At 73.2% G+C, this 15,658-nt stretch carries 20 protein-coding genes and 1 tRNA gene; 8 read left to right on the top strand and 13 right to left on the bottom strand.

Annotated elements, in window-relative coordinates; all coding sequences use genetic code 11:
* The first annotated feature begins 32 nt into the window (after positions 1–32).
* Genes J4N02_RS08405 through J4N02_RS08375 form a run of 7 tightly spaced genes read left to right on the top strand, consistent with a single transcriptional unit; the run spans position 33 to position 6,673 of the window.
* Positions 33–1,406, top strand: coding sequence for a proteasome accessory factor PafA2 family protein (locus tag J4N02_RS08405; RefSeq protein ID WP_182815064.1), 1,374 nt, complete (start codon positions 33–35; stop codon positions 1,404–1,406).
* Positions 1,403–1,582 (top strand): ubiquitin-like protein Pup, encoded by a 180-nt coding sequence (locus tag J4N02_RS08400; protein WP_182815063.1) that lies wholly within the window; start codon positions 1,403–1,405, stop codon positions 1,580–1,582. Before J4N02_RS08405 ends, J4N02_RS08400 begins: the two co-directional genes overlap by 4 nt.
* Positions 1,579–2,652 carry a prephenate dehydrogenase gene (locus J4N02_RS08395; protein ID WP_188334363.1) on the top strand — a complete coding sequence of 358 codons (1,074 nt, stop codon included), beginning with the start codon at positions 1,579–1,581 and terminating at the stop codon, positions 2,650–2,652. Before J4N02_RS08400 ends, J4N02_RS08395 begins: the two co-directional genes overlap by 4 nt.
* A 23-nt stretch (positions 2,653–2,675) precedes the next feature.
* Complete coding sequence (cmk, locus tag J4N02_RS08390; protein ID WP_188334362.1) at positions 2,676–3,347, top strand: (d)CMP kinase; 672 nt, start codon at positions 2,676–2,678, stop codon at positions 3,345–3,347.
* Positions 3,344–4,666, top strand: coding sequence for a ribosome biogenesis GTPase Der (der, locus tag J4N02_RS08385; protein WP_188334361.1), 1,323 nt, complete (start codon positions 3,344–3,346; stop codon positions 4,664–4,666). Before cmk ends, der begins: the two co-directional genes overlap by 4 nt.
* 1 nt (position 4,667) lies before the next feature.
* On the top strand, positions 4,668–5,720 hold the full coding sequence (locus J4N02_RS08380; RefSeq protein ID WP_182815057.1) for an alanine racemase: 1,053 nt from the start codon (positions 4,668–4,670) through the stop codon (positions 5,718–5,720).
* Positions 5,717–6,673: a DMT family transporter gene (locus tag J4N02_RS08375; protein ID WP_188334360.1), complete on the top strand. Its 957-nt coding sequence runs from the start codon at positions 5,717–5,719 to the stop codon at positions 6,671–6,673. Before J4N02_RS08380 ends, J4N02_RS08375 begins: the two co-directional genes overlap by 4 nt.
* Here the strand turns inward: J4N02_RS08375 and J4N02_RS08370 are convergent.
* Together J4N02_RS08370 and J4N02_RS08365 are read right to left on the bottom strand one after the other, a co-directional pair.
* Complete coding sequence (locus tag J4N02_RS08370; RefSeq protein ID WP_208090907.1) at positions 6,651–7,115, bottom strand: trans-aconitate 2-methyltransferase; 465 nt, start codon at positions 7,113–7,115, stop codon at positions 6,651–6,653. The two genes, J4N02_RS08375 and J4N02_RS08370, sit on opposite strands and share 23 nt — an antisense overlap.
* Before the next feature lie 99 nt (positions 7,116–7,214).
* Positions 7,215–7,514, bottom strand: coding sequence for a hypothetical protein (locus tag J4N02_RS08365; protein ID WP_188334358.1), 300 nt, complete (start codon positions 7,512–7,514; stop codon positions 7,215–7,217).
* A 190-nt stretch (positions 7,515–7,704) separates the two neighbouring features.
* On the opposite strand from J4N02_RS08365, the gene J4N02_RS08360 reads away from it, so the two are divergent.
* Positions 7,705–7,778 (top strand) — tRNA-Pro (locus tag J4N02_RS08360).
* Positions 7,779–8,364: 586 nt separating this feature from the next.
* Here J4N02_RS08360 and J4N02_RS08355 read toward each other — a convergent pair.
* The 11 genes from J4N02_RS08355 to J4N02_RS08305 all read right to left on the bottom strand — a co-directional run bounded on the left by J4N02_RS08355 (position 8,365) and on the right by J4N02_RS08305 (position 15,488).
* Positions 8,365–8,679 (bottom strand): hypothetical protein, encoded by a 315-nt coding sequence (locus J4N02_RS08355; protein WP_182815053.1) that lies wholly within the window; start codon positions 8,677–8,679, stop codon positions 8,365–8,367.
* A 233-nt stretch (positions 8,680–8,912) separates the two neighbouring features.
* Complete coding sequence (locus tag J4N02_RS08350) at positions 8,913–9,161, bottom strand: hypothetical protein (RefSeq protein WP_182815052.1); 249 nt, start codon at positions 9,159–9,161, stop codon at positions 8,913–8,915.
* Positions 9,158–9,445, bottom strand: a complete 288-nt coding sequence (locus tag J4N02_RS08345; protein ID WP_182815051.1) for a hypothetical protein — start codon at positions 9,443–9,445, stop codon at positions 9,158–9,160. The genes J4N02_RS08350 and J4N02_RS08345 overlap by 4 nt, the downstream gene beginning before the upstream one ends.
* Positions 9,442–10,503, bottom strand: coding sequence for a hypothetical protein (locus J4N02_RS08340; protein WP_182815050.1), 1,062 nt, complete (start codon positions 10,501–10,503; stop codon positions 9,442–9,444). Before J4N02_RS08340 ends, J4N02_RS08345 begins: the two co-directional genes overlap by 4 nt.
* 383 nt (positions 10,504–10,886) lie before the next feature.
* Complete coding sequence (locus J4N02_RS08335; protein ID WP_182815049.1) at positions 10,887–11,282, bottom strand: hypothetical protein; 396 nt, start codon at positions 11,280–11,282, stop codon at positions 10,887–10,889.
* On the bottom strand, positions 11,279–11,650 hold the full coding sequence (locus J4N02_RS08330; protein ID WP_182815048.1) for a hypothetical protein: 372 nt from the start codon (positions 11,648–11,650) through the stop codon (positions 11,279–11,281). The genes J4N02_RS08335 and J4N02_RS08330 overlap by 4 nt, the downstream gene beginning before the upstream one ends.
* The gene (locus J4N02_RS17405) at positions 11,575–11,943 is read right to left on the bottom strand and encodes a WhiB family transcriptional regulator (RefSeq protein WP_182815047.1); all 369 of its coding nucleotides are present in this window, start codon (positions 11,941–11,943) and stop codon (positions 11,575–11,577) included. Before J4N02_RS17405 ends, J4N02_RS08330 begins: the two co-directional genes overlap by 76 nt.
* Positions 11,940–12,386 carry a hypothetical protein gene (locus J4N02_RS08320; protein ID WP_182815046.1) on the bottom strand — a complete coding sequence of 149 codons (447 nt, stop codon included), beginning with the start codon at positions 12,384–12,386 and terminating at the stop codon, positions 11,940–11,942. Before J4N02_RS08320 ends, J4N02_RS17405 begins: the two co-directional genes overlap by 4 nt.
* The gene (locus J4N02_RS08315; RefSeq protein WP_182815045.1) at positions 12,383–13,390 is read right to left on the bottom strand and encodes a helix-turn-helix domain-containing protein; all 1,008 of its coding nucleotides are present in this window, start codon (positions 13,388–13,390) and stop codon (positions 12,383–12,385) included. Before J4N02_RS08315 ends, J4N02_RS08320 begins: the two co-directional genes overlap by 4 nt.
* A 201-nt stretch (positions 13,391–13,591) precedes the next feature.
* Entirely contained in the window at positions 13,592–13,840 is a 249-nt protein-coding gene (locus J4N02_RS08310; RefSeq protein ID WP_208090906.1) for a helix-turn-helix domain-containing protein, read from the bottom strand.
* Positions 13,841–14,297: 457 nt separating this feature from the next.
* Entirely contained in the window at positions 14,298–15,488 is a 1,191-nt protein-coding gene (locus J4N02_RS08305; protein WP_182815044.1) for a site-specific integrase, read from the bottom strand.
* Between the last annotated feature and the right edge of the window lie 170 nt (positions 15,489–15,658).

The raw sequence follows: 15,658 nt of genomic DNA, 5'->3' as shown, positions 1-15,658 counted from the left end.
GCACCCTAGCGGCGCGGTGCGACAATGCCCGCATGCCACTCCTGCTGGGGACCGAGACCGAGTACGGGATCGCCGCGCCCGGGCGTCCCGACCTCGACGCGCATGCCCTCTCGGCGCTCGTCGTCGAGGCGTGCGGGGTGCCGGCCACCCCGGTGGTCGAGGACTCCCGGCACCGCGTGCTGGGCAACGGGGCCCGCTTCTACGTCGACCACGGCCACCCCGAGTACTGCACGCCCGAGACCACCTCGGCCACCGACCTGCTGGTCCACGAGCTGGCCGGGGACCGCATCGTCGCCGAGGCCGCCGCACGCGTGAGCGCCGAGCTGGGGACGCCGGTGCGGGTCTACAAGAACAACACCGACGGCAAGGGCAACAGCTACGGCTACCACGAGAACGTGCTGCTACGCCGGTCGACCCCGTGGGAGGCGGTCGAGGGCACCCTGCCCACGATCCTCGTCACCCGCGCCGTGCTCGGGGGCGCCGGCCGGGTGGGCCTGGGCCAAGGCTCGGAGCGACCCGGCTTCCAGCTGTCCCAGCGCGCCGACTTCTTCGAACGCGTGAGCGGCCTGGACACCACCCAGCGGCGTGGCATCGTCAACACCCGCGACGAGCCGCACGCGCTGCCGCGGGACTGGCGGCGCCTCCACGTCATCGCCGGGGACGCCACCCGCTCGCCCTTCGCGACGTGGCTCGCGGTCGGGGTGCTCGGGCTGTGCCTGGGCGCGCTCGAGGACGGGGCGCTCCCGGCGGCTCGCCTCGCCGACCCGGTCGGCGCGTTCCGGGCCGTGAGCCGCGACCTCACCCTCGCCGCCCCGCTGGCCCTCGTGGACGGCATGACCGCCACCGTCCTCGACCTCCAGGAGGGGCTCCGCGACGCCGCCGCGGCGTGGGCCGAGCGCGAGCCGTTCGCCGAGGCGTCCGAGCTCCTGACCGCGTGGACCGCCGTGCTGGACGACCTGCGCGCGGACCCGGCCCGGGTCGCCGACCGGCTCGACTGGGCAGCCAAGCTCGCCCTGCTCGAGGGCTACCGCGAGCGCGAGGGGCTGGGCTGGGACCACCCCAAGCTGGCCCAGGTCGACCTCGCGTGGGCCGAGCTGGGGGAGCGCGGCATCGCCGAACGCCTCCTGGCCGTCGGACGCCTCGCACCCGGCCCGGCCGCCGCCGACGTCGAACGGGCCATGACCACCGCGCCCGCGGACACCCGCGCCCACACGCGCGGCACGTGGGTGCGCGACCACGTCGACCACGTGGTCGCCGCCGGCTGGGACTCCCTGCTGGTGCGCGACTCCGGCCGCGCCCTGCACACCCTGCGGATGCCCGACCCGTTCCGGCACACGGCGGCCGGGGCACCCACCGAGGGCGGCGTCGATAGACTCGTGCGGAGCCACGACCGGAGGGAACCATGAGCGAACGCATCCAGCGCCAGCGCACGCCGTCGGTCGAGCGCGAGCAGGAGGCCCCGCTCGTGGTGAAGCAGGCGCAGGTCGACGACCTCGACGCGCTGCTCGACGAGATCGACACGGTGCTCGAGTCGGACGCCGAGAGCTACGTCAAGGGGTTCGTGCAGAAGGGCGGCCAGTGATCGAGGTCAACCTCAGCCCGGCCGTGGTCATCGGCTCGGGGCTGGTCGGGGCGTCCGTGGCGATGGCACTGAGCCGCGCCGGCATCGAGGTGCACCTGGAGGACAAGCGCCGCTCGCACGCGCTCGTGGCCGCCTCCCGCGGTGCGGGGAGCGTCGAGCCGGTCGACCCCACGGCCGTGCGCCTCGTCGTTGTCGCGACGCCGCCGCAGGCCCTCGCCGGGGTCATCTTCGAGGCGCTGCAGCGCTTCCCCGAGGCCACGGTCACCGACGTGGGCTCGGTCAAGGGCGTCGTGCTGCAGGCGCTGCGCGCGACCGGCGCCGACCTGGCCCGCTACTGCGGGTCGCACCCCATGGCCGGCTCCGCCAAGGACGGGCCCCTCACCGCCCGGGCCGACCTCTTCGAAGACCGGACCTGGGTGATCACGCCCCACGACACGTCGGCGGCCCAGTCGGTGCTCGTGGTCCGCCGCGTCGCCGAGGTGTGCGGCGCCCGCCTGACGACCATGGCCGCCCAGCACCACGACGAGGCCGTCGGCCAGGTCTCCCACGTGCCCCAGCTGATGAGCGCCCTCGTGGCCGGGGGCCTGCTCGACCTGCCCGCCGAGCACCTCACGCTGGCCGGCCAGGGCCTGCGCGACGTCACCCGCATCGCGGGCGGCGATCCCAAGCTGTGGCGTCAGATCATCTCGGCCAACCACCGCGCCCTGCGCATCGAGCTGCAGGAGCTGCACGCCGACCTCGGCCGCCTCATCGAGACCATCGACGACCCCGACGCGGTCGAGGCCTTCCTCGACCGCGGCCGCACCGGCACGCGCGCGATCCCGGGCAAGCACGGCTCGCTGCCGGCCGACTGGGCCGAGGTCGTCGTCGAGATCCCGGACGCCCCCGGCTCACTCGCGCGCCTGTTCGCCGACGTGGAGGCCGCCGGGGTCAACGTCGAGGACGTCACCATCGACCACGACACCCAGGCCGAGCGCGGCTGGCTGGCCGTGCACGTCGAGGCCACGGCCGCCGAGCCTCTGACCGCGGCGATGACGGCGGCCGGCTGGAACGTGCGTCCCACGGCGTGACCCTGCGCCGGTAGACTGCCCCGGTGCCCGACGACCGCCTCGTGATCGCCATCGACGGACCCAGCGGGTCCGGCAAGTCGACGACCGCCCGCGCGGTGGCCCGGCGCCTGGGACTGTCCTACCTCGACACCGGCGCGATGTACCGCGCGGTGGCCGTGGCGTTCCTGGACGCCGGGGTCAGCCCCGACGACACCGCGGCCGTGATCGAGGCCACCACGAGCGCCGACATCGAGCTCAGCCTCGACCCCGACGAGCGCTGGGTGCGGGTGAACGGGCGCGACGTCACCGCCGAGATCCGCGAGCCGCGCACCGCGCAGAACGTCTCGGCGGTCTCCACGATCCCCGAGTGCCGTGCCGACATGGTGCGGCGCCAGCGGGCGCTCATGGACTCCGACCCGCGCGGTTGCGTCGCCGAGGGCCGCGACATCACCACCGTCGTCTACCCCGACGCCGACCTGCGCATCCTGCTCACCGCCTCGCCCGAGGCGCGCCTGCGCCGCCGCGCCGGCGACATGGCCGGGAAGATCACCGAGGACCAGCTGCGCGACCAGGTCCTGCGTCGCGACCGCGACGACTCCACGCTGGTGGACTTCCAGACCGCCGCCGACGGCGTCCAGCTGCTCGACACGTCCGACATGACCCTGGCCGAGGTCGTCGACGCCATCACCGACCTGGCCGAGGAGTCCCGCCCGTGACCGAGATCAAGCCCGTCCTGGCCGTCGTCGGACGCCCGAACGTCGGCAAGTCCCAGCTCGTCAACCGCGTCATCGGCCGCCGCGAGGCCGTCGTGCAGGACAAGCCCGGCGTCACCCGCGACCGGGTGAGCTACGACGCGACCTGGAACGGCCGCGACTTCGTGATCGTCGACACCGGCGGCTGGGTCTCGGACGCCCAGGGCATGGCCGCGCAGATCGCCGAGCAGGCCGAGCTGGCCATCGGCGCCGCCGACGCAGTGCTGTTCGTCGTCGACGCGACCGTCGGCATCACCGACGAGGACGAGGCCGTCGTGCGCGTGCTGCGCCGTGCCAAGAAGCCGGTGGTGCTCGCGGCGAACAAGGTCGACGACCAGCGCCTGGAGGCCGAGGCGGCGTCCATGTGGAACCTCGGTCTGGGCGAGCCCTACCCGGTCTCGGCGCTGCACGGCCGTGGGTCCGGCGACCTGCTGGACGCCGTCCTGGACGCCCTGCCGGAGGCGCCCGAGGCCGACTACGACGAGATCGGGGGGCCCCGCCGTGTCGCGATCGTCGGCAAGCCCAACGTCGGCAAGAGCTCGCTGCTGAACAAGCTGTCGGGCCAGCAGCGCTCGGTGGTCGACAACGCGTCCGGCACCACCGTCGACCCGGTCGACGAGCTGGTCGAGCTGGGCGGCGAGGTCTACCGCTTCATCGACACCGCCGGCCTGCGCCGCCGGGTCAAGGAGGCCTCGGGCCACGAGTACTACGCCTCGCTGCGCACCCAGCAGGCGATCGAGCGCGCCGAGGTGTGCGTGGTGATCATCGACGCCTCCGAGACGATCTCCGACCAGGACCTCAAGATCCTGAGCATGGTCGAGGACGCCGGCAAGGCCATGGTCATCGCCTACAACAAGTGGGACCTCACCGACGACGAGCGCCGCCGCTACCTCGAGCGCGAGGTCGAGCGCGACATCCACGCCTTCAGCTGGGCGCCGCACGTGAACATCTCGGCCCTGACCGGCCGCAACGTCGACAAGCTCAAGAAGGCCGTGGACGCCGCCCTCGAGGGCTGGGAGACCCGCGTCACCACGGGCAACCTCAACAGCTTCCTGGGCCGCGTGGCCGCCGCCCACCCGCACCCCGTGCGGTCGGGCAAGCAGCCGCGGATCCTCTTCGGCACGCAGGCGCAGGCTTGCCCGCCGACCTTCGTGCTGTTCACCTCCGGCAAGCTCGACCCGCAGTACGAGCGGTTCGTCGAGCGTCGCCTGCGCGAGGAGTTCGGCTTCGTGGGCAGCCCGGTGAACGTCGAGGTCCGGGCGCGGGAGAAGCGCAAGCGCTGACATGGTCGACCGTCTGCCCCCAACGCCGTTCCTGGCGATCGACCTTCCCGTCCTGCAGGCCAACATCGAGCGCGTCGCGGCCTGGGCCGACGACCGCGGCCTCGCCTTGCGCCCCCACGTGAAGACGCACAAGAGCCCCGAGATCGCCCACATGCAGGAGGACGCCGGGGTCGGCGGCCTCACCGTGGCCACCGTCGGCGAGGCCGAGGTGTTCGCCCAGCAGGGCTTCGACGACCTCTTCGTCGCGTACCCGCTGTGGCTCGACGACGACCGCCGGCGTCGGTTGGCGCGGTTGGCCGAGCGGGCCACGCTCCGGGTCGGCTTCGACTCGGTCGAGGCGGCACGCCGGTTGGCCGGCACGGGGGTCACCGGGCTCGTGGAGGTCGACTCGGGCCACCACCGCTCCGGTGTGGCGCCCGAGGCCGCAGGCGAGGTGGCGGCCGGTGCCGTCGAGGGCGGGCTGGAGGTGCTCGGGGCGTTCACGTTCCCGGGCCACAGCTACGCCCCGGGCGGCCGGGCGGCGGCGGCAGGGGGAGAGGCCGGGGCGCTGGCGTCCGCGGCCGAGGCCCTGCGCGCCGCCGGGATCGAGCCGGTGGTGCTGTCGGGCGGGTCGACGCCCAGCCTGGCCGAGACCGGCGACGGCCTGACCGAGTCGCGGCCCGGCGTGTACGTCTTCAACGACGCCCAGCAGTGGGAGCTGGGTTCCTGCACCCCCGACCAGATCGCGCTGACCTGCCACGCCACCGTGGTCAGCCACGCGGGCGGCCGCCTCGTGCTCGACTCGGGCTCCAAGGTGCTGGGCGCGGACCGGCCGGCGTGGGCGTCCGGGTTCGGTCGCCTGCTGGACCACCCCGAGGCGCGGATCGTCATCCTGTCCGAGCACCACGCGGTGGCCGACCTGGCCGGACGCCCGCTGCCGCCGCTGGGTTCGACCGTGCGGGTCGTGCCCAACCACGCGTGCAACGCGGTCAACCTGGTCGACGAGTACGCGGTCCTCGCCGACGGCGGCCTCGTGGACCGGTGGGCGGTCGCCGCCCGCGGGATGAACGCATGACGCCACAGCCCGGGGTCCGCGCCGTCGGGCTGGCGGTCGCGCTCGCCTCGGCGGCGATGTTCGCCACGTCCGGCTCCTTCGCCCGGCCGCTGCTGGAGTCGGGCTGGTCGCCCGCCGCCGCGGTGATCGTGCGGCTCGGGCTCGCCTCGCTGGTGCTGGCGCCGCTGGCGGCCCTCGCGCTACGCGGGCGCTGGCACGTCCTGCGCGAGAAGTGGCGCCCCATCCTCATGTACGGGCTCTTCGGTGGCGCCGCCGTCCAGGTGGCCTACTTCAACGCCATCACCTACATCGAGGTCGGCATCGCCCTGATGCTGGAGTACCTCGGCGTGGTGCTGGTCGTGCTCTACGTCTGGGCGCGGACGTTGCGCCGCCCGGGGCCGCTGACCCTGGTGGGCATGGCGTTGGCGGTGGCCGGGCTGGCCGTGATCCTGAACCCGGCCGACCTAGCCGGGGCCGACCTGCGGGGCGTCGCCTGGGGCCTGTTCGCCGCCACCGGCATGGCGGTCTACTACGTGACCTCGGCCGAGACCTCCGGCATCCCGCCGCTGGCCTTCGTGTCGGCCGGGCTCGGCGTGGGGGCGGTGGCCCTGCTCGTGGCCGGCCTCACCGGGCTGGTGCCGCTGCGGTTCGGGACCGCCGACGTCCGGCTCTTCGGCGGCACGTACCCGTGGTGGGTGCCGCTGCTCGAACTCGTCGTCGTGGCGGCCGCACTGGCCTACGTGACCGGGTTCATCGCCGCCCGGCGCCTGGGCCCCACGGTGGCGTCGTTCGTGGGCCTCACGGAGGTCGTGTTCGCCGTCGCGTGGGCTTGGCTCCTGCTGGGCGAGCTGCCCGGACCGGTGCAACTGCTGGGCGGCACGGTGCTGCTCGCGGGCGTGGCGGCCGTCCAGGCCGGCAGCGGGCGGGACGCGGAGCGTGCGCGCGAGGAGCTCAGCCCGGCCGTCGCCCCGTGACCAGGAAGATGTCGTGGGTGTGGTCCGTCCCGTGCTTGGCCTTGGTGACCCGCAGCGCGGTGCGCTCGGCGACATCGAGGTAGCCCAGCTCGCGCAGTGAGGCGGCCAGGGCGTGCCGGTCGATGCCCCGGTGGCCGTCGAAGTCGTCGGCGTGGAACGTGTTCGCGGGGTCGGCGTCGAGGTCGGCCAGTGCCACCCAGCCTCCCGGGTGCAGGCTCGCGGTCAGGTTCCCGAGCACCGCTGCGGTGTCAGGGATGTGGTGCAACGCCATCGCCGAGTAGGCCAGGTCGACCGGGTGGTGGATCCGGTCCCCGAGGTGCCAGGTGAGCTGCCCGGTGCCGCAGCCGTAGTCCAGGCCGCTCCAGTGGGGTCGAGGGGCACGGCGTCCGCAATCGCCTCGGCGATCCTGGAGGAGCGGTCCACCTTCTCGGGGGAGTCCCACGTCCGGGCGGCGGCGTCGAAGTCGGTGGCCATGGGGCCATCCTGCCACCGCCCGGACCGGGATCGGGGTGCCGTCGGCGCGATCGCCGACAGGGGCCACTCAGGCGCGCGAGGAGCCCTCGGTGCCGGGTTCGGTGGTGTACATGTCGCCCTTGAAGCCGAGCTCGTCGTCACGGGGCGCGTCCGGGACGGCGCCGTCCTTCGGCTCCACGCCGAGGGTCTCGGGGCGTCCATCGACCACCTGGATGTACTTGTCGTCAGCGGTCTCGTGCTCGCCGTCGACCTCGTCGTCGACGCGGTCGAGGTCGACCACGGGCTGGTCGGGGTCGAGCACCGCGTCGCGCGGGGCGTCCACGTCGTCGAGACGGTCGTCGCGGGGATCCAGCGGCTGGTCAGTCATCGGGTCCTCCTGTTCACAACCGGGCACGGCGCCCGGTCGGACCAGCTTCGGGGCTGCCATCTCGCCTTGGCAATAGTGCTTCGTGACCGAACCGAGATTCTCGGCGCGCCACGCGGTGTGGGCCGATTCTGCATGCGGGGCCCCGGTGGTGTAACGTTCATCGCCGTGGTCGGGTCACCCTGACCGCGGGCGGGCTGTAGCGCAGCTTGGTAGCGCACTTGACTGGGGGTCAAGGGGTCGCAGGTTCAAATCCTGTCAGCCCGACGTGCCGAACCCGCTTCCCACTAGGGGGAGCGGGTTCTTTCATGCCCAGGATCGGGGCCGCGTGCAAGATCCGTGCAAGTAGCGATCGTGCTCCCGGCGGGGTGCCGTCGCTCGACGGCCGCCCAAGTCAGAACCGCCTGTCACGCCGTGACGAGCCCGTGACGGGGGCGTGACACCCCGGTCGCCGACGAACCGTCACGCTCGGCCCGACGCCGACCAGGGCCGGACGCCGACGAGGAACCGGACCACGAGGGGCCGGACGCCGACGAACCCACGAGGACACCCCCGGCCGTTCTGACGCGATCACGGACACTTCCGCGTGTCCTCGGACTCGACCCGTTCGGCCGTCCTAGGGCCCGTTACGGGCCGCCCACGGGCAACGGGGCGTCAAGGCCCACCCGACAGACGAGGGCGACGGCCGGGAGAGAGAGACAACATCGCGGCCGGGGTTGCGCTCGACCCCCTCGACGAGGAAAAAACGGCCCCCTCCGGCCCGACGCGGCCGTCCTGCGGCCCCCGGCGCTCGCCTACGACCACGGACACGCGAACGGCCCGTGATCGTCTCACGGGCCGTTCCGGGGGTCGTTCAGAGCCATTGTCGGCTTGGTGGTGGTGGTTTGCGTCGGTCGGGGTCGCGGTTGCGGTTTCCTTCGGCCGCGCCGGCGCTTGCGTTGCAGTTCGGGTGTTCGGGTTCGATCTCGACGAGGAGGATCCGGTCGGTTGGGTTGGTGGTGTCGTCGGGGTGTCCGAGTTGCCAGGCGTTGGGGTCGAGTGGCGGGATTGGTCCGAGGCAGCGTCGGCAGTGCCAGCCGTTGTTGGTGTCGATGCGGAGTTGCCAGGCGTGGCGGAGTTGTTTCCAGGCGTGGGTGCCGCGGCGGGGGGCGAGGGTGCCGGGGTTCATGGTGGGGGTCTCCCTTCCGGTGGTGGGGGTGGGGGGTGTGGTCCGGGGCTCGACCCCTGCGGAACGCGCCCGATCCGAAGGTGCAGCAGGGGGAGCCCCGGGCCACGGACCGCGGTTCCACTCGCGGCCGTCTGGGGGTGCCGGCCCCGAGGGTTCCCGAGGAGTCGTCTCGGGGCCGGCGGCCGCGGGGCCCGCCCACGACTAGCGGGCCAGCATCGCGGCGGTTCGGACGCTCAGGGCGTCCGGGTTTGGGCCGCGTGGTGCGCGGCGGTGAGCGGGTGAACGTGTCGGCCGTGGCGGGCGAGGGCGTCCGGGTAGGCGTCGGGCTCCCGGTTGCGGATCGCGTCCACGGTGCGCTGGGCGTCGCGGGTGGGGACGCCGTCCTCGAGGAGGGCCGCGACGGCCCGCACGAACGGGTCCGGGTTCGCCGGTCGAGTGCTCGGGGTGGGGGCGACGAGGTCGGCGTGGTAGCGGCCGGTCATGGTCCGACCTCGTCGGGGGCCAGCGGGACGGACGCCGTCCGGGTGGTGGGTCGTCCGGCCCGGTCGCGGAGCGCGTCGCCGTCCGTGTCGAACCGGGACTCGGCGACGAGCCAGCGGACGCCGTCCTCGACGATGATCGCGGCGGTCGTCCAGGTTGCCCAGGGCAGCCGGTGGGCGACGAACTCGCGGACCGTGTCGGCGTAGGCGGGTTCCCGTTCGGAGCGGGCCCGGTCGGGCATCCACTCGACGGTGGGCGCGGTGCGCTGGGGCTCGACGGCGATCACGCGACGACGACCTTCTGCACGGCCCCGGGGATCCGGACGCGAGCGCGGCCCCACATGAGGGCGGCGACGTCCACGCCCCACTCACGGGGCCGGGTCGCGGAAACCCACTCGACGCGGGAGGCGACGGCGTACACGGCCGGGGAGGCCATGACGAGCGCGGTCCCCTTGGTTGCGCCGGCGGTCGGGAGGATCCGCGGCGGAAGGGTGTCGGAGCCGTCGAACGCGGTCGCGTAGGCGCGGGTGACCTTGGGGGCGTCCTGCGGGTTCACGACGACGAGGTCGGCGGCGTAGTCGGTTGCGCCGGCGGCGACCTCGGCGGCCTCGAACGACGCGGCCGCGGGTGCGGCGGCCGCGAGGGCGTCGAGGAGGGCCTTCTCCAGTCCCTTGTGCACGGCCGCGAGGAACAGGCGCTCGGACTCGGCTCCCTTGTCGGCGGCCCAGTCGAACCGCTGGCGCGACGTGTTCACGCCGAACCCGACGAGCGACCAGGGCAGGGGGTCGCCGGCGACGTCGAGGTCGGCCCCGGTGATCGGGTTGTCGAATCCGGGGTTGAGCGTTGCGGCGGGGATGCCGTTGCCCCAGGCGGGGATGGTGTCGATCGGTCCGAGTCCGGCCGCGGGGAGGGCGTAGGCGGCGAGCCAGCGGGCCGGGGTCACGAACTCGACGGTGGGCGCGATCGAGCCGGGCCGGAGGCCGGTCAGGTTCGCGGCCGCGCGGGTGGCGTGGGTGAGCCGGTCGAACTGTTCGGCGCGGAGGAGGCGCTCGGCGACCGCGCCGTCGAGTTCGGTCTCGCCGGCGAGTGCTCGGGTGGCGACGGTCTGGAGGTCGGCCATCCGGTTGTGCTCGGTGCCCGCGTAGGGGTCGAGGAGGGGGACGACGTCGGCCAGGTTGCGGGCGTGCTCGGCCGCACGGGCGGCGCGGGCCAGGCGTTCGGCCCGGCCGATGCTGGGGGCGGTGGCGGATGCCGCGAGGTCAGTCACGCCGGTTCGGAGGTCGTCGGCCGTGCGGTCGTCGACGGGGGCGTTCAGCTTGACGGACAGTGCCCGGGTGCGGTTCATGGTTGGTTCTCCTGTCTCGCGGGGGTTCCGCGTCGAGCCGGACGAGGGTCCGCCCGGTGTTGTCGTTCCGGGTCTCGCCGGCGGTGAATCGGCCTTGTCGGATCCAACGGCGCACGGTCTCGGGGTGCCGGTCGTGGATCCTTCCGTACTCAGTAGGCGTCACCCAGGCGGCCGGGGTCGAGGCAACGGCCCCTTGTTGTGCGTCGGCGCGCACGACTACGGCGCGGAGTCGTCGAATCGCCTCGTCGATCGGCGCGGATCGGAACGCGGTCCGGGTGCCGGCCCGGGCGCGGACGTCGTCGAGCAGGCGGGCGTCGCGGGCGGCCGCGAGCGCGTCGGCGACGAACTCGGCGTCGAGGGGGACGTCCTCGACGAGCGTCGGCCTACCCATCGTCGAGCCCGTCCGGCTCGTCCTCGTCGTCGAGGGGTCGGGGCGTCCGGGCCGTTCGGTGCGCGCGGAGGGCGGCGTCCACACGATCGCGGGCCCACGAGGCGGCCGCACGTCCGGCGGTCGCGGCGATCGTGGCGAGCCCCTCGGGGAGGCGTCCGGCGTCCACGAGCCGCGCGAGCTCGTCGGCGGCCTCAGCCACCGTGAGCACGTCGGCGAGCCCCAGGCGGGCCAGGTCGCGGCCGCACACGGGGACCTCGTCGTGCTCGAGGACGAGGTAGCGGCCCGGTTCGATCCGCGCCCCGCAACGGCCGCACGCGAGCGGGAGCGGCGCGCGGACCAGGCTCCCGGCCGGCTCCCGGTAGGCGTACGGGCGGCCGCTGGTGCTCACGGTCGGCCCTCGACGGCCCGGAGCAGCGTCCGGACCGTGTCCTGCAGGCGGCCGACCTCGTCGAGGACGTCGCGGAGGATCCCGGGCGCGTCGAGCCCGTCCAGCGCGTACACGGGGACGACGAGCCGCTCGCCGTTCCACGTCTCGACGATCTCGACGCGTTGCCCCCACGTGAGCCGGCGCAGGGCCTCGTCGAACAGGTGCCGGTCGCGGCCAGCGAGCGCGCGTCGGAGGTCGGCCGGGTTGGCTCCCTCGAACGGGACGCCGGCCAGGATCCGGCGGGCGACACGGGTCACGGCCGCGTCGTGGTCGTCCTCGTGGATCCGGGCGTCGGTCGTCGGGAGCTTGAACGGGTCGCGCTTGGGCATGGTGTGGTGTCCTCTCCGGTGGTGTCGCGATCGGGTCGTGTCGGGTCGTGGTCTCGGCCGGCCCACACGCCGAACGCGCGTTCGGCTCGGGCGGCGTCCAGGCACGCGACGAGGACGGGACAGCCCTCGCAGTGCCGGCGGGCGACGGCCCGGCGGGTCGCGTCGTCATGGGTGAACTCGTCGCGGATGCTCGGCTCGGTGCAGGGGGGCGGCTCGTCGAGCTGGCGGATCGCGTCGAGCAGGGCGACGAGCTGCGGCCCGGGCCCGCGCGGCGTCTCGTTGCGGCGGCTCACGACGGCCCCCCGACGTCGTCCAGGGCGTCCGGCGTCCGTTCGGAGGGTCGGAGGCGGGTCGGCCTCGGCTCGTGCGTCCCGCTGCGCGTCGTGAACTCGTGGGCGAACCGTTGCGCCGGTGGGACGAGGGCCTGCGCTCGCGCGCACCCCTCCCGGGTGTGCCGGCAGTGGACGCACACGGGTTCGGCCGGATCGTCGGCGTTCGCGCGCGGCCGGGCGTTCCCGAACTTGGTCCACAGGGCGGCGTCCGGCGTTCGCGCGTTCGGATCCGCTGCGGCGGTTTCGAGCTTCGCGAGGATCGTCGAGGGTCGGTCGCCTTGTTCGGCGAGCTTGCGGACGGCCGCGGCCGTGCCGGGCGGATCCCACGTCTTCCCGGCACGTGCGGCGACCGCGATCCCGAGGGCGACGAGGGCCTGCCCCTCGGGGTCGGTGAGGGTCGTCATCGTCGGAGCACCCCCTCGACGAGGTTCCCGAGCGTGTCGGGGTCACCGGCCGCGCCTCGACGGGTCGGTGTCGGCTCGACGTCGTCGCGGGTGTCGTCGGCCGGCTCGAACTCGTGATCGCTGCCCAGGGTGCGGGAGCAGACACGTTCCACGAGCCCACACGTCCGGCACGCGGGTTCCCGCGGCCCCTCGACCGTCTCGACGCGCTCGGCGGACGCCGCGGCGTACTTCGAGAACCCCGCGACCCTCGGCGTTCGGGCGGCCGGGTCTGCTGCGGCGGCCAGGAGACGGCGCACGGCCTCGGCACGGCCAATCTCGGCGGTCAGGGTCGAGGCGTTCGATCGGACGCCGGACGCTTGCCACGACTTCCCGGCCCGAGCGGCTTCGGCGATGATCTCGGCGACCTCGGCGGCCGTGACGGGTCCGACGTCGTCGGTGTGTTCTTTGAGCCCTCGATCATCATCATCACGGGGCCCCGTGTCGAACTCGCGCGCGTGATGATGATCTTGATCTGATCTATGACTTGATGGGGTGGGGCTCAGCCCCCCCGGTCGGGAGGCGTCAGCCCCCCCGGTCGGGAGGTCCCAGCCCCCCCGGTCGTCGTCGCCCGACAGGGGGGGCTCAGCCCCCCCTGTGGTCGGGTCGGACCGGGGGGTGTCAGCCCCCCGGGTGGCCGGCGGAAGCGCCAAGGCGTAGTTCGTCGCTCGACGTTCACCGCCGGCGACGGAACCGCCGGGTGCGGTCACGACGAGGTAGCCGCGCGCGACCAGGTCGCGGAGTCGCGCGGTGATCTCCTTCGGACCGTTTCGCGGGCTTAGGCACACGTCGGCCGCGAGCTTCTTGTTCCCGGGGAACGCGTTTCGGCCCCAGGCGTCGGTGTAGGTCCAGACGGCCACGAGTAGGCGAACGTCGGCCGGTGTCAGGTCATGGCGTCCGCGTAGCTGGGTGAGGTACGTCATCTTGTCCACCCGGGGGACTCGGGCGGTCTCGTCATCGCGCACCATCGGAGGTCGCCCCCTCGGGGACCGCGAGCGATCGCGTTCCCCGCTTCGCCTCGAACCGGTCCCCGATCTCGCCGAGAACACGCCCCGACCCGCGCGCGGCGTCCGCGCCCGTGTCGGACGGCTCGCCTACGCTGGTCACAGGGTCAGGGGCGACTCGCTTCGGGCGGTCGGCGTGGTGCGCGCGTCGGCCGCTCGTCACGTTCATCGGGCACCGGCCCGAGCGGTCGGGAGGGCCTGCGAACGCACCCAGGCGTCGAGTTCGTCGAGGTCCACGCGGAGCGCGGATCCGAGCTTGTAGCCGGTGAGTTCCCCGCGGCCGATCGCGCGGCGGATCGTTCGGGAGCAGAGGCCGACGCGGTCGCCGGCAACGTTGAGGGACACGAACCGAGGGGCAACCTCGGTCACGGTCTCGGGGGTCTTGGTCTTCTTGGTCGTGGTGCTGGTTCGCACTGTCGCCTCCGTGACTGGCGAGCAGCCCGCAACGGGGCGTGCTCAACTGTCACGGCCGACTATCCGAGCCAGGACGCCGGCGTTCTTGTCGCGAGCGGTCCCCGCGCTCGGCCACGAGGGCCAGCCGGGACTTCGCGGGTAGGTGCGACCCCACCGAACCGGGGTTCGGTGCTCCCTTCGTGGGAGTCCCTCGCCGTTCCCCCTCCCGTCACCTGGTCGGGGGGTGCGTCCTTGCTTCGGAATGCTCGGCGTCACCCGAGCTTCCGGCACGTGTTCCGTCCCTCGTTCCGAACCGGTGAACCGGCCCGAGTCAATGCGCCACGAGGAAGGGCGACATGTGCAGTGCGTGCCCGGGGTCGTGAGCCCCGGAGTCCGCCCGTAGCGGATCACGCCGTTTCGAGAAAGGTAGCTCGCGGGTCGCGTCGAGTCCAACAACGACACCCGCGATCCGTCCGGTTCATCCCTTCGCGAGTTCCGACAGGCGTCGAGCGATCTCGGCCGCCCGGCCGTCCGCGACGTGCTGGTAGCGCATCGCCATAGCGGGGGAGGAGTGCCCGAGCCGGTCCATGAGTTCCCGCGTCGTCGCCCCAGCTTGCGCAGCCAGCGTCGCGCCGGTGTGCCGGAGGTCGTGCCACCGGAGATCCGGACGTCCGGCCTTCAACCGGGCGGGCTTGAACACCTTGTACAGGCTCCCGTGGTGCATGTGCTCGCCCTCGGTGTTCGGGAACACGAGCCCGTCAGGGCCCGGTTGGGCCCACGCCTTCACGTGCTCGCGGATCGGCTTCACCAGGTGCGGGGGGATCGTGACGTCGCGCTGCCCGGCGTCCGACTTGGGCGTGCCCACGATCGGGGCCGCGACGGCGTCGGTCTCGCCCTTGATCCACGTCACCGCGCGACGAACCCGGATCACGCCCCCGTCGAGGTCGAGGTCGCGGCGACGTAGCTCGGTCAGCTCGCCGAACCGGAGAGCACACCACGCCGCCATGTGAACCATGAGCCGATACCGGTCGGGCATCGCGTCCGCGATCGCGTTCACCTCGGCCGGGGACGCGGGCCGGAGGTTGTGCGCCCGGTTCACCCGCGACCCGTTCTCGATCTGGCACGGGTTCGCCGGGATCAACCGGCCCTGCATCGCGGACTGGCAGACCGACCACATGAGCGAGTAGGCGTGTCCGCGCGTCGTCGCCTTCGCCGGGTCGAGCGACAGGAACCACGCCTCGACCCCCTCGGGCGTGAGATCGGCCAGCGGAACGTCCTTGAACGTCGGGAGGATCTTCGCGTCGAGCAGGTGCCGGTAGCCGGCGGCCGTCCGCGGCTTCAAGGGCTTGAGCTTGGTCCGCTTCTCGAGCCACTCGTCGGCGTAGTCGCCGAACGTCCTCGACGACGGCCCAGGCGGGGGAGCGGGCTTCCATCGGTGCTCGGTGATCGCGGCCGACTCCATCGCGAGCCACGTCTCGGCGTCGCCCTTCGTGAGGAAGGTCACGGGCGCGTTGTGCCGGATGCCGTCCGGCCCGAGGTAGGACGCTTGGAACCGCTTTGACGGGAGCTTGCGGACGTTCCCGAACCGTCGCCGGGTGCCCTTGTTGTTGCCGCCTCGTTGCGGCTTCGGTCGATGGTCGTCGAGGGCGATCACGTTGTCGGTCGGCATGGGGCCCTCCCGGTCGGTCGTGCAAGATTCGTGCAAGATCGAATGTACTCGGGAGTCACAGTGTGTCAAACAGAGACACCCCACGACGAGGACAAAACCCGTTGTCACCACGCGTAAACGGACCATCGTCGGCCGTCACGGCCACATCGGAGACTGTCTGTGAAATCCGG

This window comes from Propioniciclava sp. MC1595, assembly GCF_017569205.1.
GTDB lineage: Bacteria > Actinomycetota > Actinomycetes > Propionibacteriales > Propionibacteriaceae > Propioniciclava.
The sequence above is the reverse complement of the archived record's forward strand: the minus strand, read 5'-3'. Positions and strand labels throughout refer to the sequence as shown.

Excerpts from the sequence above, each read along its gene's own strand:
- J4N02_RS08340 (WP_182815050.1), bottom strand. The coding sequence starts at position 10,503 with ATGAACCGCACCCGGGCACTGTCCGTCAAGCTGAACGCCCCCGTCGAC.
- J4N02_RS08315 (WP_182815045.1), bottom strand. The coding sequence starts at position 13,390 with ATGGTGCGCGATGACGAGACCGCCCGAGTCCCCCGGGTGGACAAGATG.
- J4N02_RS08375 (WP_188334360.1), top strand. The coding sequence starts at position 5,717 with ATGACGCCACAGCCCGGGGTCCGCGCCGTCGGGCTGGCGGTCGCGCTC.
- J4N02_RS08365 (WP_188334358.1), bottom strand. The coding sequence starts at position 7,514 with ATGACTGACCAGCCGCTGGATCCCCGCGACGACCGTCTCGACGACGTG.
- J4N02_RS08380 (WP_182815057.1), top strand. The coding sequence starts at position 4,668 with ATGGTCGACCGTCTGCCCCCAACGCCGTTCCTGGCGATCGACCTTCCC.
- J4N02_RS08355 (WP_182815053.1), bottom strand. The coding sequence starts at position 8,679 with ATGAACCCCGGCACCCTCGCCCCCCGCCGCGGCACCCACGCCTGGAAA.
- J4N02_RS08320 (WP_182815046.1), bottom strand. The coding sequence starts at position 12,386 with ATGACGACCCTCACCGACCCCGAGGGGCAGGCCCTCGTCGCCCTCGGG.
- J4N02_RS08330 (WP_182815048.1), bottom strand. The coding sequence starts at position 11,650 with ATGCCCAAGCGCGACCCGTTCAAGCTCCCGACGACCGACGCCCGGATC.
- J4N02_RS08400 (WP_182815063.1), top strand. The coding sequence starts at position 1,403 with ATGAGCGAACGCATCCAGCGCCAGCGCACGCCGTCGGTCGAGCGCGAG.
- J4N02_RS08350 (WP_182815052.1), bottom strand. The coding sequence starts at position 9,161 with ATGACCGGCCGCTACCACGCCGACCTCGTCGCCCCCACCCCGAGCACT.
- J4N02_RS08405 (WP_182815064.1), top strand. The coding sequence starts at position 33 with ATGCCACTCCTGCTGGGGACCGAGACCGAGTACGGGATCGCCGCGCCC.
- J4N02_RS08305 (WP_182815044.1), bottom strand. The coding sequence starts at position 15,488 with ATGCCGACCGACAACGTGATCGCCCTCGACGACCATCGACCGAAGCCG.